At 29.0% G+C, this 18380-nt stretch carries 13 protein-coding genes and 1 pseudogene; 2 read left to right on the forward strand and 12 right to left on the reverse strand.

Annotated elements, in window-relative coordinates; translation table 11 throughout:
• Positions 1 to 179 precede the first annotated feature (179 nt).
• On the reverse strand, positions 180 to 653 hold the full coding sequence (locus AXY43_RS08890; RefSeq protein ID WP_023973100.1) for a metal-dependent transcriptional regulator: 474 nt from the start codon (positions 651 to 653) through the stop codon (positions 180 to 182).
• 344 nt (positions 654 to 997) lie between these two features.
• Entirely contained in the window at positions 998 to 1348 is a 351-nt protein-coding gene (locus tag AXY43_RS08895; protein ID WP_105411428.1) for a winged helix-turn-helix transcriptional regulator, read from the reverse strand.
• Between the two features lie 127 nt (positions 1349 to 1475).
• Here AXY43_RS08895 and AXY43_RS08900 point away from each other — a divergent pair, with 127 nt between their 5' ends.
• Positions 1476 to 1871 (forward strand): pyridoxamine 5'-phosphate oxidase family protein, encoded by a 396-nt coding sequence (locus AXY43_RS08900; protein WP_023973102.1) that lies wholly within the window; start codon positions 1476 to 1478, stop codon positions 1869 to 1871.
• A gap of 156 nt (positions 1872 to 2027) precedes the next feature.
• Here the strand turns inward: AXY43_RS08900 and AXY43_RS08905 are convergent, their stop codons facing one another.
• The 3 genes from AXY43_RS08905 to AXY43_RS08915 form a co-directional block, all read right to left on the reverse strand.
• Complete coding sequence (locus AXY43_RS08905) at positions 2028 to 3731, reverse strand: [FeFe] hydrogenase, group A (RefSeq protein ID WP_065418745.1); 1704 nt, start codon at positions 3729 to 3731, stop codon at positions 2028 to 2030.
• Positions 3732 to 3810: 79 nt separating this feature from the next.
• Positions 3811 to 5691, reverse strand: a complete 1881-nt coding sequence (gene nuoF, locus AXY43_RS08910) for an NADH-quinone oxidoreductase subunit NuoF (protein WP_065418746.1) — start codon at positions 5689 to 5691, stop codon at positions 3811 to 3813.
• On the reverse strand, positions 5681 to 6175 hold the full coding sequence (locus AXY43_RS08915) for an NADH-quinone oxidoreductase subunit NuoE family protein (RefSeq protein WP_012060269.1): 495 nt from the start codon (positions 6173 to 6175) through the stop codon (positions 5681 to 5683). The genes nuoF and AXY43_RS08915 overlap by 11 nt, the downstream gene beginning before the upstream one ends.
• A gap of 412 nt (positions 6176 to 6587) precedes the next feature.
• Between AXY43_RS08915 and alr the strand changes: the two genes are divergently transcribed.
• The gene (gene alr / locus AXY43_RS08920; RefSeq protein ID WP_105411429.1) at positions 6588 to 7751 is read left to right on the forward strand and encodes an alanine racemase; all 1164 of its coding nucleotides are present in this window, start codon (positions 6588 to 6590) and stop codon (positions 7749 to 7751) included.
• 440 nt (positions 7752 to 8191) lie between these two features.
• Here the strand turns inward: alr and AXY43_RS08925 are convergent, their stop codons facing one another.
• The 7 genes and pseudogenes from AXY43_RS08925 to AXY43_RS08955 form a co-directional block, all read right to left on the reverse strand.
• Complete coding sequence (locus AXY43_RS08925; RefSeq protein WP_105411430.1) at positions 8192 to 9997, reverse strand: dynamin family protein; 1806 nt, start codon at positions 9995 to 9997, stop codon at positions 8192 to 8194.
• A gap of 5 nt (positions 9998 to 10002) precedes the next feature.
• Positions 10003 to 11775: a dynamin family protein gene (locus tag AXY43_RS08930; protein WP_012060272.1), complete on the reverse strand. Its 1773-nt coding sequence runs from the start codon at positions 11773 to 11775 to the stop codon at positions 10003 to 10005.
• 6 nt (positions 11776 to 11781) lie between these two features.
• Positions 11782 to 12483: a hypothetical protein gene (locus AXY43_RS08935; RefSeq protein ID WP_236892061.1), complete on the reverse strand. Its 702-nt coding sequence runs from the start codon at positions 12481 to 12483 to the stop codon at positions 11782 to 11784.
• Positions 12480 to 14992: pseudogene (locus AXY43_RS08940) on the reverse strand (dynamin family protein). The gene AXY43_RS08935 and the pseudogene AXY43_RS08940 overlap by 4 nt, the downstream one beginning before the upstream one ends.
• A gap of 542 nt (positions 14993 to 15534) precedes the next feature.
• Positions 15535 to 16266, reverse strand: a complete 732-nt coding sequence (locus AXY43_RS08945; protein ID WP_105411431.1) for an aminotransferase class IV — start codon at positions 16264 to 16266, stop codon at positions 15535 to 15537.
• Positions 16266 to 17621, reverse strand: a complete 1356-nt coding sequence (pabB, locus tag AXY43_RS08950) for an aminodeoxychorismate synthase component I (RefSeq protein WP_023973109.1) — start codon at positions 17619 to 17621, stop codon at positions 16266 to 16268. Before pabB ends, AXY43_RS08945 begins: the two co-directional genes overlap by 1 nt.
• Positions 17608 to 18198, reverse strand: coding sequence for an anthranilate synthase component II (locus tag AXY43_RS08955; RefSeq protein WP_105411432.1), 591 nt, complete (start codon positions 18196 to 18198; stop codon positions 17608 to 17610). Before AXY43_RS08955 ends, pabB begins: the two co-directional genes overlap by 14 nt.
• Positions 18199 to 18380: the final 182 nt, after the last annotated feature.

Consider the following 18380-nt stretch of genomic DNA (forward strand, 5'->3'; position numbering starts at 1 on the left):
CATTATACAAATGTATAGAATAAATAATGTATGCTTTATTTACCCATTTATTTTTAAACAAGTTCATTCTTTTACAAAACATCCTATATTATCTTACTAGGTAATGCCTAATACTCAATATACATAAATTTATTTACAAATTATCTCATACTTTATAAGACCTCAAAAAATTATATTTACTATTCTTTATTTCTCTTTTTAAAATTTCTATACCTTTCTAACACATCTATGTTCTCAGCAAAGAACATATTTAGCATATCTATATTATTAATAGTTTCGCTGCTAATAATATGCTCAATCAATTCTGTTTCTTCTAAAATATCCTGTTTACACTCTAAATATTCCAAAAACTTCTTTACTATATTATGCCTTTCAAGCAAATACTTACCTATATTTATTCCTTCCTCAGTAAGAATTATTACTCCGTACCTTTCATATTTTATAAGAGATAATTCTCCAAACTTTTTCATCATTCTAGATGCTGATGAATCGCGAACATTCAGCATTTGTGCTATTTTGTTTAGCCTAACTACTTTTTCTTCCATGCTGCATCTATAGATCATTTCTAAATAATCTTCCATTGAAGGAGTAAGCAATTTTCTTGTCAAATTTATATTTTCATATCCTCTTGCAGTATGAAAATTCTTTTCCATATTTCTCACCATCCAATTTTACTATATTTGGGGTATTTTTATGTTACCAACAGCTATGTCTAAATTATTATACATATGTTAGCCTAGAAAAAGTTTTCTCTAAACTTAAACTTACTAATAATATACAAAAAGACAAATTAATATGAATATTAATTTTGTTACTTGTTTAATTAGGTTTATAGTTATTGTGTTTTAGGTTGACATTAATGTTAATAAAATTACAACCTTTAATATGATCTAAATATTTAAGACACATATTTCAGGGTATATATCTAAACTCAAAAAAATTAGGAATGTTATAATTTAAAATATTAAATCATAACATTCCTAATATATAATTATATTTAACTTTCTGAAACTTCAGCCGATTTTATATGATCGATATATTTTTCTCCCCAAATAGATATGCTATCCAAAACCAATTTAAATTCTTTTCCTATCTCAGTTAATGAATACTCAACTTTTGGCGGTACCTGGGGAAAAACCTTACGATTTACCAACCCATACTCTTCCAAACTACGAAGCTGTTTTGTTAATGTAGCTTGCTTTAGTTCAGGCAATAATCTTTGTAATTCTCCAAAACGAAGCGTTTTTGTACTTAAATTATGTAAAATTACTATTTCCCATTTACCTGCAATAATTTTTTGTGCTGTTACAAACGGACATTTACCGAATAAATTATATTCTTCCTCCATCATGTACTCCCCTTAGTATATTTATGATACTATGTATTTAAAATAATCCTACTTGAAAAAATCACGGTAATAACCTATATTATGTACAAAGAGATTATAACATATTAAAATTTAAGGAGCAATTAAGATGAATGAAGTATTAGAATTTTTACTTAACAACCCTACCTTCTATATTGCAACTATGGATGGTGATCAACCAAGAGTACGACCTTTTGGTGCAGTAATGAAATATAATGACAAATTATATTTTGCAACAAATAACACTAAATCTGTTTTTGAACAGTTAGTTGCAAATCCTAAGGTTGAAATATCCACGACTTCTCCTAAAGGTGAATGGATTCGTTTAACTGGAAAAGCAGTTTTTGATTCCAGTACAGAAGTAAAATCAGCTATGTTAGAATCAGTTCCATCCTTGAAAAAAATGTATAGCTTAGATGATAACATCTTTGAAGTGTTTTATCTAGAAGATGCCGTTGTAACATTTAATTCTTTTTCTAGTGGTCCTAAAACAATTAGACTATAATAATTATTTGTAATAGTCTAAAAAAGCTATACTCTTGCTTGATGTATAGCTTTTAATTTTATGATTGCCAAAATACCTAACTAATCTCAATATACCCTAATTATATTTCACAAGTATACGTTGATATTTCTATTAATCCTTCTGCGAATTCATATTTTAATGTTCACTTTTATCATAATGAACATGTAGTAATTCTTTCGTCCTATTCTTTAGCAATCCTTCATATAAAGATTTAACCACTAGATTTTCTTCGCTTCTTTTAATTTGCGTAACCTTATCTATCTTATATAGTCCCTTTGCCCTTTCATTTTTCTCTTCCATTAATCCAAAAGGTTGCCCCGCACCAGCTATACATCCTCCAGGACATGCCATAACTTCTATAAAGTCAAAATGTTCTTCCCCACTCTTAATTTTTCCAATTAAATCTTCTGCATTTCTAAGTCCACTAACAATACCGATTCTAATGGATTCATCTTTAACTTGAAGTTCACATGTTTTTACTCCTTTCATACCTCGAACACCTATAAATTCTATGTCCTTTAATACTCTTGAAGATTTATCTTTAACAACTTCACGGATAACAGCTTCCGTTACTCCTCCCGTAACACCAAATATTACTCCTGCGCCTGAGTAAAGAGATAGTGGTATATCTGATGCTTCTGCCTCAATTTCATCAAACTGTATTCCAATTTCTTTTATCATTGCACATAGTTCCGCTGTAGTAATTACATAATCAACATCCGGAATATTATCCCTTATAAATTCTTCTCTAGCCGCCTCTGCTTTTTTAGCTGTGCACGGCATAACTGCTACAGATATTGTTTCTCTATTCTCTAAAGAATCTTTTTCTTTGAAATACGCCTTAACAACAGCCCCAAACATCTCCATTGGTGATTTACAACTAGATACATACGGCAATAGCTCAGGATATTTATTTTCTACATATCTTACCCATGCTGGGCAACAAGAAGTAAATAGTGGAAATTTATTATCATCAGACTCTAACTTCTTTAAGAATTCTTTTGATTCTTCAATTACTGTTAAATCAGCACTTAGAGAAGTATCATAAATATTTTCAAAGCCTAATTTTCTCATGGCTGCAACAATTTTCCCCATAACATTTTCACCAGATTCTATGCCGAATTCTTCACCTAAAGCGACTCGCACTGCAGGAGCAACTTGTGCTACAACCCTCTGCTTAGGGTTATATATTGATTTCCAAACATTTTTAATATCACTCTTAACAACTATTGCTCCTGTCGGACATACAGTTGCACATTGCCCACAATTCACACAATCTGTCTCTGCAAGGCTTTTCCCAAACGCTGGACTTACTACCATATTTGAACCCCTATTGACGAAATCAATCGCTCCTACACTTTGTATTTCACTACACATCCTAACACAGTCTCCACATAAAATGCATTTATTAGGATCTCTAATGATTGCTTTAGATGACGTATCTAAAGCTTTTTTTCCCTGAATGCTTTTAAATCTAATATCCGTCAAACCAAAACGTGATGCTAATTTTTGTAACTTACACTTTCCATTCTTTTCACATATAGTGCAATCTCTACAATGTGTTGCAAGCAACAATTCTAAAATTACCTTACGATACTTTTGAAGCTTTGGTGTATTAGTTCTAATTGACATCGCATCTTTTGGTGGTGTAGAGCAAGATGTTAAAATGCTACCTCTTTCATCCTCCACTACACACATTCTGCATGCCCCATAAACTGATAAATCTGTATAGTAACAAAGAGTAGGTAAATCAATTCCTGCTTTTCTAACTAAATCTAAGATATTCTTTTCTTTATCAAATTCTATCCTATTGCCATCAATGACCATATATTTTGACATAGTTTCTTACCATCCTTTCTGTAATTTATAAATTTCATATGATAGATAATGAGAAGAGATAATATTATGGAAGAAATATTTAAATTACTCTAATCGCCTTAAATACACAGCTTTCAATGCAATTACCACATTTAATGCATTTTGACTTATCAATGGCATATGATTTCTTTATTTCTCCTGTAATAGCTCCTACAGGACATCCCTTAGCACACTTTGAACAACCTCTGCATTTTTCCTTATCAATCTCATATGAAATTAGTGACTTGCATACACCCCCTGAACACTTTTTATCTACAACATGTTCTATATATTCATCTCTAAAATATCTCAATGTGCTTCTAACTGGAAATGCTGCGCTCTTTCCAAGTCCACAAAGCGCCGTATCGGAAATAGTTTCTGCTAATTCTTCTAATGTATCAATATCCTCCAAAGTACCTTTACCCTCTACTATATCATTAAGTATTTCTAACATTCTTCTAGTACCTTCTCTACATGGTATACATTTACCACAGGATTCATTTTGAGTGAAATTCATAAAGAAACGTGCCATTTCAACCATACAATTTTTATCATTCATAACCACTAGGCCTCCGCTCCCAATCATGGCACCTACTTTCTTTAACGAATCAAAATCCAAAGTTAAATCAAGATGATTTTCACGAAGGCATAAACAACCACCAGATGGTCCACCAATTTGGACTGCCTTAAATTCTCCTCCTTTTACTCCTCCTCCAATATCAAATATGATCTTTCTCAATGTTGTCCCCATAGGAACTTCTATTAATCCTGTATTATTAACATTTCCCGTAAGAGCAAATGCTTTAGTTCCATAATTATTTTCAGTTCCCATAGTTTTATACCATTGTACCCCTTTGTTAATTATTGGGGATACATTACAAAATGTTTCTACATTATTCAGTACTGTTGGTTTACCAAACAATCCTTGTTCTACAGTTCTTGGAGGCTTAACTCTAGGCATACCTCGATTTCCCTCAATCGAAGCTGTCAGTGCACTACCTTCCCCACATACAAATGCTCCTGCTCCCTGATTAATCTGAATATGAAAATCAAAACCTGAATTTAATATATTATCACCCAAAAGTCCTTTTTCCATAGCTTGTTCAATAGCTATGCGCAATCTTTTTACTGCAAGAGGATATTCTGCACGAACATATATATATCCATTGTGTGCTTTTGTTGCAATTCCTGCAATAATCATCCCCTCAATAACACCGTGAGGATTTCCTTCCATCATACTTCTATCCATAAATGCTCCCGGATCACCTTCATCACCATTACATACAATGTATTTTTCTGATTCTGTCTGCCTTAATACCTGATCCCATTTCTTTCCTGTGGGAAATCCTCCGCCTCCGCGCCCTCTTAAATGCGCCTCAGACATTTCATTAATAATTTCTTCAGAAGTCATGTCAAAAAGAGCTTTCGCAGTAGCACTATAGCCACCTTCTGCCAAATATTCTTCAATAGACTCCGCATTAATATGACCACAATTATTTAAGGCTACACGAGTTTGCTTTTTATAAAACGGAATATCTTCTTGCTTACTATAAAGCTTATCTCCATCCTTATAACTTAAACCAGTAACTACTTCATTCCCAATAATACTTTTTTCAATAATTTCTTCGCAATCATCTATACTTACCTTTATATATAGCCATCCCTCTGGTTCAATTCGTATTAAAGGTCCCATTTCACAAAATCCATGACATCCACTCTTTTTCAAACCTATAGTGTTGTCATGTGGTTCTTCCTTTAATTCTAATGTAACCTCTAATCCCTTTTCTTTTATTATCTCCTTAAATCTTCTATAAATGTTTAGTGATCCACCTGCTACACATCCAGTACCTGCACATACTAATATTTGCTTACGTTGTCTAACTAAAGCAGCCTTATATTTTGAACTTATATCATTCAGCTCTTCTCTTGTATTAATTCTCATTTGACAACTCCTCCTTTAACTGCTTCACTAGCTTTCTTGCTTTCTCTGGTGTCATTGACGGATATACTACATCGTTTACAGTGCAGACTGGAGCTAGTCCACATGCTCCTAGACACGATACTGTTTCTACTGTAAAATGCATATCATCGGTTGTAAGTTTTTTCTCTGAAAGTCCTAATTCACTCTTAAACTCACTAAGAATAGGATCTGATTTCCTTACGTGGCAGGCAGTTCCATCACAAATTCTAATCACGTATTTTCCTTTCGGTTCTAAAGAGAAATTTTCATAAAATGTTGCTACTCCATATACTTTAGCTTCACTAATCTTAAGTTCTTTTGCTATATAGCATAACGCCTCTTCTGGCAGGTACCGGTATTCCTTCTGAATTTCCTGCATAATAGTAATAATTTGTGTCTTGTCATAATTGTTAGAAATTAAAATATCATCTAGTTTTTTTATTTCCTTTTGATTTACCATGATCATCCACCCTCCTATTATATATAAATTAGGTACCTTTTATATCAAGACCACTATGAGTCAAGATTTCTCTTATTAGTATCTATTATTCTACATGTAATCATTTTCTCCTTTGTTTTAACATTGATTACATAAATAACTCACTATGTAAAATAATGTATGTTAATTCACAGTTATTTATCCATATAATTTTTTGCAAAAAGAACATATAAAATATTAAAAATTCCTAATTAAACAGGTAGAAAATAGTATAAAAACCACTGTATATATAAATTCTAACATTAGTGGTTCTTTTTTTATTTCTATCTATTAACTAAAATATATTTTGTAAGAATACTTAAATTAGTTTATAATCAATAGCGATTAAAGATACTAAACATAGTTTTTAATATAAATAATAATTGTGAGGTGTAGGCAAATGCAAAAGATACTTAGACCTGTATATGCAGAAATAGATTTAGATGCAATAGCTTATAATATGAAAAATATAAAAAACTTAGCCAAAGATAAAGAGGTAATCGCGGTCGTTAAAGCGGATTGTTATGGTCATGGAGCTTTAGATGTGGCTCCAACTTTACTTGAAAATGGTGCATCAAGACTTGCCGTAGCAGTCCTAACAGAAGGAATTGAACTCAGAAATGATAATATAAAAGCCCCTATTATGATACTCGGATATACCCCTTCGTATCTAAATGAAGAATTAATAAAATATGATCTTGAACAAACTGTATACGACTTAGATTATGCGAAAGAATTATCAAAAACAGCATTAAACCTTAATAAAAAAGCTAAAATTCACATAGCGATTGATACTGGAATGGGAAGAATAGGATTTCTACCAACTGAAAAAGCAATAGATGATATTTGTAAGATCTGTTCTTTAGAAGGACTAGAAGTAATCGGAATATTTACTCATTTTTCTACTTCTGATGAGAAGGATAAAGAATATACTAATGAACAATTTGAAAAATTTACGGATTTGCTAAAGAAACTTTCAAATCTTAATATAGAAATTCCTATAAAACACGTCTCTAATAGCGGTGCAATCATGGACATGCCAGAAACTTACCTAGATGCTGTTCGTGCTGGAATCATACTTTACGGATATTATCCATCAAATGAAGTAAAAAAAGAAAATCTTTCTTTAAAACCAGCATTGACATTAAAAGCAACTATAACACGTGTTCAAGAAATGGATGCAGGTATGTCTATAAGTTATGGAAGAACTTTTAAGACTGAGCGAAAAAGTTTAATCGCTACTATACCAATAGGATATGCAGATGGTTATTCTAGATTACTAGCTAAAAATGCCAAAGTCATTATAAATGGACAATTTGCTCCTATTGTCGGAAGAATATGCATGGATCAATGTATGATAGATATTACAGATATTAATGGTGATATAAAAGTTGGTGATGAAGTTATAATTCTTGGTGAACAAAATGGGCTCAGATTTAATGCAGATAATTTCGCAGAAATAATGGGAACAATAAATTACGAAATACTTTGCATGCTTAAATATAGAATTCCGAGGGTTTATGTTAAAAACGGAAAAATATTTAATGTAAGAAATTATCTATAGATTCAATCAACTTTACTTATAAAAATAAACTTGATATTTAATTATTTCTAATTAGTTAATAAGTTATAAATAAGATACTTCTATGTGAGCGCAAATAACGATGTATATGCACATTTGCATATACATCGTTATTTATATTTATTAATAAACTCTTATATTGCTAATTTCAATGTTTATCCTATAAACATTCTGGCATACTAATTTCAGAGAATATCGCCTCAAAATATAACTTTAATTGACTACCTTCCTATAGATCAAGGTTTATAAAGGGTTCCTTATTGAAAATTTGAAATATATCAAGCAGCGAAATTTTATATTCATATGGAACAAATATGTATTCAATTTCGGCTGATATCCATATAAGTTCAACTCTCATTGCAGAACCCTATATTCTATCCCCTTTAAATACATTAAAAATTCTTATTTGCTCAAATCTGTCATTACTTTGTCATATTTATAAGCAGGCATTTATATAATAAAAATTCTATTTCCTTCTTTAATCTAACTAATTCTTCGGAACTTATATTTTTTAATTCATCTTTTGTATTGGTGAATTCCTCACTTAATTCATCAAATAAAACTAATACTTCTTCTTTACTTATTTCTTTCAGTTCATCTAAGTATTTTCTTAAAGACCCTTCAATATTATTCGCCCAATTATCTATAGCAGTTACAGATATTTCATTTATCTTTTTCTGCCATGTTAAAGAATCATATAAAAAGAATATAGAATCCGTAAAAACATTTAAAGATTCAGTAATTCCCTTTAAAGATGTAGCCCTTATTGTTTTTAATAAGTGATTTAAATTATTATTAACTTCTCCAACAGATGATTTTTCAAATGTATTAGAAAGCTTCTTTAAATTTTTACTAATAGCATAATCCTTTTCTGAATTATTGAATTTACCTTTATATACTGTCCTAAACATTTCTCCTGTAGCTCTTTCAATAGAATCACCTCTATGCTTTTCTATTATATCTTCTACAACCTTGTTATATGAAGGTGTACTTCTTTTAACATTCTCCTTTAGCTTAATAATTTCTGTGTTTAGAATGTTCTCAACTTCTCTATCTAAATTAATAACTTCATCTTCAATATAGGTATTTAAGTTTTCAGTTTCCTCGCTTGTTAACTTTGGAACATAGTAGTGCTGCATTAAGGTGAAGGTTTCTTCCTTCATTGACCATTTGCTTTCATCGTATATATAGTTCGTAATATTCTCTTTGATTTTCATATCGGATTTTCCTATAAGCCTTACTGCTTTTAATTTTATTTTTACAAATCCGTTTTCTATAACATCTAGTATCTCATCTTTTTTATCTAAGAATTCCTTAATTACATTAGCTTTTTCTACTACCTCTTCTTTTTTACATTCTATTTCCGCAATTCTAGAACTGATTTTTATATCGCATTCACGCAATAAGTAATCCTGATAATTCTTTAGAGTTTCTGAAAGCTCTCCTTCTTTATCTGGATCATTAACTTTTTTGTATATATAGTTCCAGAGCTTATCTGTGTCAGGATTCTTTTCAATACTGCTTTCAATAAAAAATGTTTCTATATCTTTATGGATACATTCACAAACGCTATTTCTAATTTCATTGATTCTTTTATTATCCATATCTATATTTTGTGGGCACATATTTACTGCGAGTACAACTTCCACATTATTGTTTATAATTTCGCTAACATACTTTAAAAACTGAAAATCGTCTTCTCCAACTCCAGTTTTATACGACACAACATATATTATAAAATCACTTTCTGGTATAAAATTCTTTAAAACTTCTTCGTGCCTTTCAACAAGTGATCCATATCCAGGAGTATCGAAAATCCTCATTCCAGAATATCTCGAATCTTTACATGGTCCAATATATCTTAATCTATTTATATTACCATCTGGTTTTACTGTAAAATTCGAAAAACTATCATCATCCAAAACATCTATGCTTAAATCATTATTTATAGCAAATAAGGTTTCTTCAGAACTCTCGTCTATTATAACTTCTGTGACAATTCCAGTTGTTGGTTTAACACTCTCCACTAGTATTTTCCTTTGAAAAATACTGTTTATTAACGCACTTTTTCCTGAGCTAGTTTCCCCTAGCATGACAATATAGTGAGCTGGATTAATTATTCTATCCTTTATTAATAAATTCTTCGATGTAATTTCATCATTATCAAGAATATTAACTACCTTATCAATCCTGTTTTGTCTATCAACGCAGTTTTTAAAAATATTCATAATATTTATTTCTCCTTATATTCCTCGATTAATTCCCTTAATATTTTTAAATCTTTTTCAAATTCTAAAATACTTTCTTCGTTATAAGTAGTTTCATACTGTTTTTCCAAGTCTTCCACATCTTGTTTAAAGACATTTTCTAAATTAGATTTCATTGCCTTTATAGATTCGTCTATTTCCTTTTGTTTTGCCATTAAATCTCCAGTTATTTCTTCTTTTAAATATATTTCTAAATCTTCTATCATTGGCTCCAAATCTTTTAAAGTATAATTAGCTCTACTTTCAACTATTTTTTTCCTCATATGATCTCCAATCAAAGAAAAGGCTAAACTTATTCCCATCCCAACCAAAATTCCTACAGGACCACCAAGCATTCCTACTGCTCCAACTGTCCCAATTACTCCGGTTGATACCCCAAGTAATGCTGGAATTGACTTTTCATATTTTATTGAACTCTTTTTATTAAAGAATGATATATTCTCATAGGTTCCATTAAAACCTTTTATTCTTATATTTTCAAATCTGCTATTTATATTTTTTATAAATTCACCAATACTGTTCAAAATCTCATCCATTATATCATTTATCGCTTTATCGGACGTCTCTTTATATATTAAGCTAAGTCTATTGCCATCAACTATTCCTTTATTTATAATTCTTCTTAATTCTACTCGTAAATTTTCAATGTTCTCTTTTATTACTTTAGATGAATTATCTATAATATTATTCATTTCATCTTCTGCATAAGTTCGAAAATCTCTTAATTTTCTTTTATTCTCCGATAACATTGTTTTTATCTCTTTGATTCTTTCTTCCTTTTCTAAAGTATTTTGATTGTCCTTATTTAATGCTAAAGTTTTATAAGTATTTATCCTATCATTAATGTTTTCTAAAACTTCATTAACTCTTTGGCTTAAGACCTTCATTAAATCTTTATTATATTCCTTTGAAATATTTTTAATTTCTTCTATTACATTAACTATTCCTGAATTATTATAAGCTGCTTCATCTCCAGTGAATTTCCCTTTTACAGCCTCATAAACATTTACTATATCAACTTTTATATCTCTTTCTTCATTATGAGAATAACTTATACTACTTAATACGCCAGAGTTATGTTCTCTTGCCTCATTTGCATCTTCAACACTTTCATCATTCCATTTATTTTGAACAAAAATAGTATTAGCTAATTTAGGCCACAAAGCATTTATAAAGCTTTTCTCCGATCTTGTAATTGGTGGATTTGTCCTAATTAAAAATATTCCTGCTGTTAGCTTGTCTACATATTCTAAAGTAGTCTTCTGATTTTGTGGGGTCAAACTTCCAACACCAGGCAAATCTACAAGTACTATATCATCTTTTAAAACATCGCTCTTGTTATATAATACTATTTTCGATACTTTAAGATTATTGGCTTCATTATAATCATTATGTACATATTTTTCCAATTCTTTTATGCGTATATGCTCTTTTCTTCCGTTTAGATAATATACTACAGCTTCATCAGTATTTTCTCCATATCTAACCTCAACTGGTACGCAAGTTGTTTCATCAACATCTGTGGGTAATACATTTTCCTCCATTAGTATGGCATTTAAAAAACTACTCTTTCCTGCACCTTGAATCCCTAAAACAGGAACCATTATTTCTTTCTTATTCAAATTCTCAATAAAATGTTCAAAGTATCTGTTATAATCTATACCTTGCTTATCATTATTAAGATATTTTTCTAATAAGTTAGAAAACCTTTCATCTTCTATTAAATTTATATATGTCATTTCCTATTATCTCCTTCTTCCAAAAAGCTTAGAAAAGAATGATTTATTTCCCCACTCTACCTCTTCTTGTATATAATCAATCTTATTATTAAGCTCATCTTCTAATTTACTTATTAATTCTATTATACTATCTTTATCTTCAATTTTACTGTCAATATCCTTAATTTTTCCTAAAATTGAATTTTTATTATTAATTAGATTATATTCTATAGATTTGTCTAAAGATTCAACTTTATTTTCAATAGATTTTTCAACCAAGTCTACTTTTTCTTCTATCTTATCTAAGTTAATATTATCTAATTTATCTAAAATCGCTTCTTTATTACTTGCCGCATCTTTTACTACTTTTAATCCTAATATTGCCAATCTTTCTTCTATAGATTCAAATAATACCTTACTTTGCTCTTCCACACTCTTTTGTATTACTGCTTCCAATTTCGTTTCTGTCATTTCTCTTATCTTTAATATGCTTTTATTTAAATCTTCAAGTTTTTCTTCGAATTCTTCTTCATGAAACTCTTGAAAATTTTCTCGCAAGTCATTTATTTTTCTCTCAACTGGCTTTAATTTTTCAGTTAGCTCTTCTGTCATATTTCTAGATGCTCTTGTAAGTAAACTTAACATATCATCCTGTATTTCGCCCATTATATTTTTTGTAACTTCATCGCTTTGAATTAAAATTGATCTTTCTTCCATATATTCATTCATACTCCTTCCTCTTTAGAGGTATTCAAAAAATAGCTTAAAATCTTTTCAATAGTTTCTTGTTCTTCTACTCCTCTTGACAAAGGATTTTCAATCAGTTTTTCTTTTATAACTTTATAATCACTTATCAAAAATTCATGAATTTCCTGTGATTCTATTAATGCCATATTATATATTGGATTTTTGGAATTAATTAATATATATTCAGGCCTTATACTACTAAACCTACTAATAACTTTATCTTTTAGGTTTTTAACTTCTATCAGAAGCTCCTCTATATTATTTGCATTTATAAATTCTCTGCATGAATCTATTACTAAATTCACTGATAAATTACTATTTTCCTTAAAGAAATAGTTTAAATTTCTGCTTTCTAAAATCTGCTTCTTAGAATTTCCAATTTGTATTCCATTAAAAATAATAAACATACTATAAGTCATATCTTTTATCTGTTTAAGTTTTTCATAAAATTTAAGCGTACCTTTTCCAGATTCATAGATAATAGCTATATCTTCAAAACTATATAAACCTTCTCTCTTTATTAATTCACATTCTTCAAGATCTAGATCAATTCCATACATTCTAGAAATGAAATCTCTGCAAGAATCTATATCCCATGTCCAAAAAAGCTTTAGGCCCATACTGTTAGACTTTTCTTCACACTTTTTATTTATATATTTTCCAACTAATAGGTAGTTCTTTTCTAAAATTTTATTACTCAGCATATAAAAGTTATAATGTAACCTTGAAATACTGTATGAAATATTTTTTTCATAATTATCACTTGTTATGCTACCTCATTTTTCACATCAACTCTTAAATTAGAAAGCTTGTCTTTAATACCTATTAGATCCTTAGTTACTTCTCCTATATCATAAAGCTCTATATTTTGCTCTTTTTTTTCTTCAAATTCTTCTGTTCTTCTTGATACTTCCTCATAGAAAGTATCTATTGCTTTTGTATATTGATTACTCCATTCCTTTAATATACTTATATATTTATTCTTATTTTCACTACATATTTTTTGGGCCCTCTTAATAGTCTCATCTTTATCAATTATTCTCTCGTCATATCCTACTTCTTTATATCCCCAGTCCTTGTCAAATATATTAGACAATAATCTTTTCCCCTTATTTAGAACCCCTTCTTTCTTAAATAACACAGTTCTTTCTTCATATTTATGCTTAATCTCAATATTTTTACTTTCGATACTCGGCAAAACATAAGAGGATCTTATATCTAAATTAAGACTATCATATATTCTTCTTTTATCTTTTTCACACCTCTTAACAGTGCTTAAAATATCACTTTCAATATATAAATTTTTATTGTTAATTCTATCTACTATGTCTAAATAATCTTCAATATTTTCAGATGATACAGATGATATTTCCTTTATTATATCTGAAGTAATGTTTTCAATTTCTTTAATCTTTTCAGCTATTTCATTCTGAGCAGTCTCAAATTTATTTGCAAGATTATCAAGCTCTTTATTACTTACTTTTATTAAATCTTCTATTTCACCTAAATTATTTCCCTTTATAATTTCTTGATCAGTTGAAATTATGCTATTAATTTTTTCTATTAGACTTTCAGCTCTCCGTCCATTAAGCTTTGGAATAGTATTTTCCGCACAATTTTCTATAGCATTAATAAAGATTTCAAAATTAGAATTATCATATCTTTCCTTATCTTTATCTACAATTCCCAAAAGTCCATTAAGTGCTGATATTTGAATAACTTCCGATATTTCTTTATCATCTGTAATTTCCATTAAGAGCCTCTCTGCTCTCTTTTTATACTTTTTTAATATAGTAACTTTATCTTCTTCAACTATTCCATTCCTGCCAATCTTTTCTTCAATTGAATCTATCATGTTTTGTACTAGGATTATCTGCTTGTCTTTCTCACTTACTATCTTAATTTTTTCAGCATTCGTTGCATCACTATTAGCCTTAACCGTAGTCACAAATATACATATATCTATAGTTGGAAGTAATATCTCCAATGTCAATTTTTCATGATTTTCTAAGTTCCATGCATCTAATCCTGGACTATCGATTATATGTATTTTCTCATCTAACATAAAATAAGGTGTTTTTATATCAATCTGAGTAACATTAAGCGTATTTCCAGGATTCCTGCTCTCATCCGCATATTCTGCTATAGCATCTTCATTTAGATCTTCCGTCTCTAATATTTTAGGTCCACTATCCTTAAAATAAATAACGGCTTGTCTCTTTAGTCCTTTTGATGCCGTAATTATAATACTTGAACTAGGCCTTATAGCCATTGGTAAAATCTTTTCACCAAGAAGTGCATTTACTAAAGTAGATTTTCCACTACTAGTTATCCCCATAATAGCAATTCGTATTATATTATCATCATAAATACTTTTTCGTTCTTCAAACCATGCTATATCCTTATTGTATCTATTCTCTCTATAATTATTTTTACTTAAAACTCCTCTTATCTCATCAATTATATTCAATATGTACTTATCTTTTCTCATAAAACTCTCCATAACAACTATACTAATTCATACTATATCTTCCTTATATATTTTCATAGTTCTGATAAGGCATATGAAATAAAATAACAAATTCAAAATGCCATGATTATTTTTCATTAGGCAAAAAATGGACTCGACAGATGAACTTATTGTTTTTTTAATTATGCCTAAATATATCTTATCATAATTAAGCATACTTATCTAAGCAAATACTTACTGAATAATAAAAATTTCACAATTTTATTTCCAAATTATACACAATAATATGTGTTGTTGCTAAAAAACCCCTATTATATATTTTAACTTGTCAGATTTATTATTAATTAAGAATCACTTATATTAATTTGCCAAATATAAAAACTTGAAAGAAATATCTAAGTATTCTTTCAAGTTTTTTATAAATGTATATATTGCAAAAATAATTTTTCATAATAATTCTAAAAATATTGTAAGGATTTTAGTCGCGATTGTGAATTTCAATATATATATCAAAATCTTCATAAACCAGAAATTTGTTCTTTGTTTTAATTATAAGTATTATTCTAATTTCTCAAATTTTCATTAAATATATGTCTAAACTTTTCACTATTATATTTAATTTCATTAATCTGTTTTATAGACATTGCCCCCATTATACTATTTGTTATAATTACCTCTTCTGAATGTGTTAAATCATCTATAGTAATGCTTTTTTCAGTCACCTTAAATTTTTTCATAATCTTATCTCTTATTATACCTTTTAATAATCCATCTTCACTATTTGGAGTAAAAATTTCATTATTTTTTATCATAAATATATTTGCACAGCTCGTTTCTGTAACATTACCTTTTTCATTTAAAAATATCACATCATCGTAGCCTAATTTCTTAGCATTCTCTTTTTCAATTATGTTTTCTATATAGCATGTAGATTTGATAGAGGCCAATCTTGAAGTACTGTTACGTCTTACCTTTGAAATTGTTAACAACATTCCTTTTTTATAATCGTCATTTTTATATGCAATTTCTCTTTCGGTTATTATAATGTTTAAAGGTGTAACAGTTATTTTTAATACTTTGTTTTTTATCTCCAACTTATTTAAATGATCTCTTAAAAATTTTTCTTCCACTAATGGCTGTAAATTTAATTCCATCATATCTTTTTTTAATCTCTGTAAATGCTCTTCTAAATATATTGGTTTTTCCTTACAAAGAATTGTTTCAAATATTCCTCTTCCAAAAAATAATCCATCGTCAAGCATTACTTTATCATAATTATGAACTATCCTTCTCACTATAATACCTCCATCAACGCTTTAGCTTTGTCTATTGTCTCTAACCACTCCTCTTCTTCAATAGATTCCCATGTTATTCCTCCACCAACTCCTAAATACGCTTTATTACCTTTTCTTATAATAGTTCTAATAACTATATTAAAATCACTATTTCCTCTTAAATCGAAGTATCCTATAGACCCTGTATATATATTTCTTTTTAGCTTCTCAAGCTCCTCTATTATTTCCATTGCGCGTATTTTAGGCGCTCCTGTAATTGATCCACCCGGAAAACACTCCCTTATGCACTTTACTGAAGACACATTTTCTCTTAATCTTCCTTCTATTGTTGCCACAAGATGAAATACAGTCTCATACTCCTCTAACTTAAAAAGTTCTGTAACTTTTACTGATTTAGGTTTACAAACTTTACTCAGATCATTTCTTTCTAAATCAACAATCATTAAAAGCTCGGATTTATCTTTTTCCGAAGCCATTAACTCATTTCTATTTCTCTCATCTTCCTCATAATCTTTTCCTCTAGGTCTAGTTCCTTTAATCGGCCTTGTTTGAACCTTACCATCTAAAATTGATAAAAATCTTTCAGGTGAAGAACTTATTATTTGAAAATCCTTAAAATTCATATATGCTGAAAATGGTGCTTTATTTGTATTTCTCAATTTTCTATATATTTCATATGGCTTTTCATTATTATTACACCATATCCTTCTAGTCATATTAGCTATATATACATCTCCACTTCTTATATATTCTTTAAGAGATGCTATAGCTTTTTTATACTCTTCCTTATCGAAATTTGAAAAGAATTCATTATTTGTTTTTTCTAAATTTACTGGAAGCCCCTCAATATAATTCTCTAGACACTTTTCTATATTAAGTATACTATTTTTAGCTTCTTCAAGTTGTCCAACTGAAGTTATATAAGTTTTTTTATTTTGTAAATCAAATATTATTAGATTGTCAAAGAAAATAAAAATGCTATCTGGTATACTAAAATCTTCCTTTGATTCATCTGGAAGATCCTCTAACACTCTTCCTATATCATAAGAAAAGTAACCAATAGCACCACTAACAAAAGGAAGTTTGCTATTAATACTAATTTTATAACTCTCAATAATTTTATCCAATTTTTCAAATGGATCTACATCATTATATTCTTCATTATCAATAGTTACTTTTCTCCCCTTAGAGATAAATTTTTTATATGGATTCAATCCAATAAAAGAATACTTGGATAACAATTTGTCTTCTTTCGAACTATCTAAAAATATAGAATCTTCACTATCTTTAAAAAGATCATATGTATAAAAAGGATTATAATATGTATTTAACTCTTTAATCTTAAAATCTACCATTTCTAAACCTCTTGCACTCTAAAATAAAATTTTCTAAGATTTTATGCCCTTCTTCCGTAAGTTCTGCTTCTGGATGGAATTGAACTCCATATATAGGTAATTCATTATGTCTAATTCCCATGATTACCCCATCTGACGTTTCTGCCGTAACCAATAATTCTTTTGGGAGTTTCTTCTTATCAATAATTAGAGAATGATATCTTGTTACCTTTAATGGATTTTTAACATTATGGAATATTCCGCTATTATTATGTGTTACTTCACTTATTTTACCATGCATAGGCCTGTCGCCTTTAATTATTTCTCCGCCAAAATAATGTCCTATACACTGATGTCCAAGACATATGCCCAATATAAGAGTTTCATTTTTAAATTTATCAATAATATCTAGGCACAAGCCTGCTTGCTTGGGATTTTTAGGTCCTGGTGAAATAACTATACCATCATATTTATTGTTTCTGATGCTCTCAATATTAATTTTATCATTTCTAACTACATCCACAATTTCTCCAATCTCTTCAAAATATCTGACCAGATTATATACAAACGAATCATAATTATCTATCATTAGTAACACTTTAATCATTCCTTTTTAACTTTAATTATTATAACTATATATGTTATTATTAAGTTTCTGCATTTCTATCTTAATTGAACTCTTGTTCTTGAGCTACTATAATTTTAAATATAAATTTATTATCTCAACATATATACTATTAGTCACATATTTATTTTAGCATTAAATAAAACTCTGTTCCA

Origin of the sequence: Clostridium sp. MF28, assembly GCF_002969175.1 — a bacterium.
GTDB lineage: Bacteria > Bacillota > Clostridia > Clostridiales > Clostridiaceae > Clostridium > Clostridium beijerinckii.

Bases quoted from the DNA above. Each gene is read 5' to 3' on its own strand.
- nuoF (WP_065418746.1), bottom strand. From the start codon at position 5,691: ATGAGAATTAATACAAGAGAAGAGCTGAATGATATAAGTTCAAAATAT.
- alr (WP_105411429.1), top strand. From the start codon at position 6,588: ATGCAAAAGATACTTAGACCTGTATATGCAGAAATAGATTTAGATGCA.
- AXY43_RS08905 (WP_065418745.1), bottom strand. From the start codon at position 3,731: ATGTCAAAATATATGGTCATTGATGGCAATAGGATAGAATTTGATAAA.
- AXY43_RS08925 (WP_105411430.1), bottom strand. From the start codon at position 9,997: ATGAATATTTTTAAAAACTGCGTTGATAGACAAAACAGGATTGATAAG.
- AXY43_RS08890 (WP_023973100.1), bottom strand. From the start codon at position 653: ATGGAAAAGAATTTTCATACTGCAAGAGGATATGAAAATATAAATTTG.
- AXY43_RS08915 (WP_012060269.1), bottom strand. From the start codon at position 6,175: ATGATCATGGTAAATCAAAAGGAAATAAAAAAACTAGATGATATTTTA.
- AXY43_RS08900 (WP_023973102.1), top strand. From the start codon at position 1,476: ATGAATGAAGTATTAGAATTTTTACTTAACAACCCTACCTTCTATATT.
- AXY43_RS08935 (WP_236892061.1), bottom strand. From the start codon at position 12,483: ATGAATGAATATATGGAAGAAAGATCAATTTTAATTCAAAGCGATGAA.
- AXY43_RS08895 (WP_105411428.1), bottom strand. From the start codon at position 1,348: ATGGAGGAAGAATATAATTTATTCGGTAAATGTCCGTTTGTAACAGCA.
- AXY43_RS08930 (WP_012060272.1), bottom strand. From the start codon at position 11,775: ATGACATATATAAATTTAATAGAAGATGAAAGGTTTTCTAACTTATTA.
- pabB (WP_023973109.1), bottom strand. From the start codon at position 17,621: ATGGTAGATTTTAAGATTAAAGAGTTAAATACATATTATAATCCTTTT.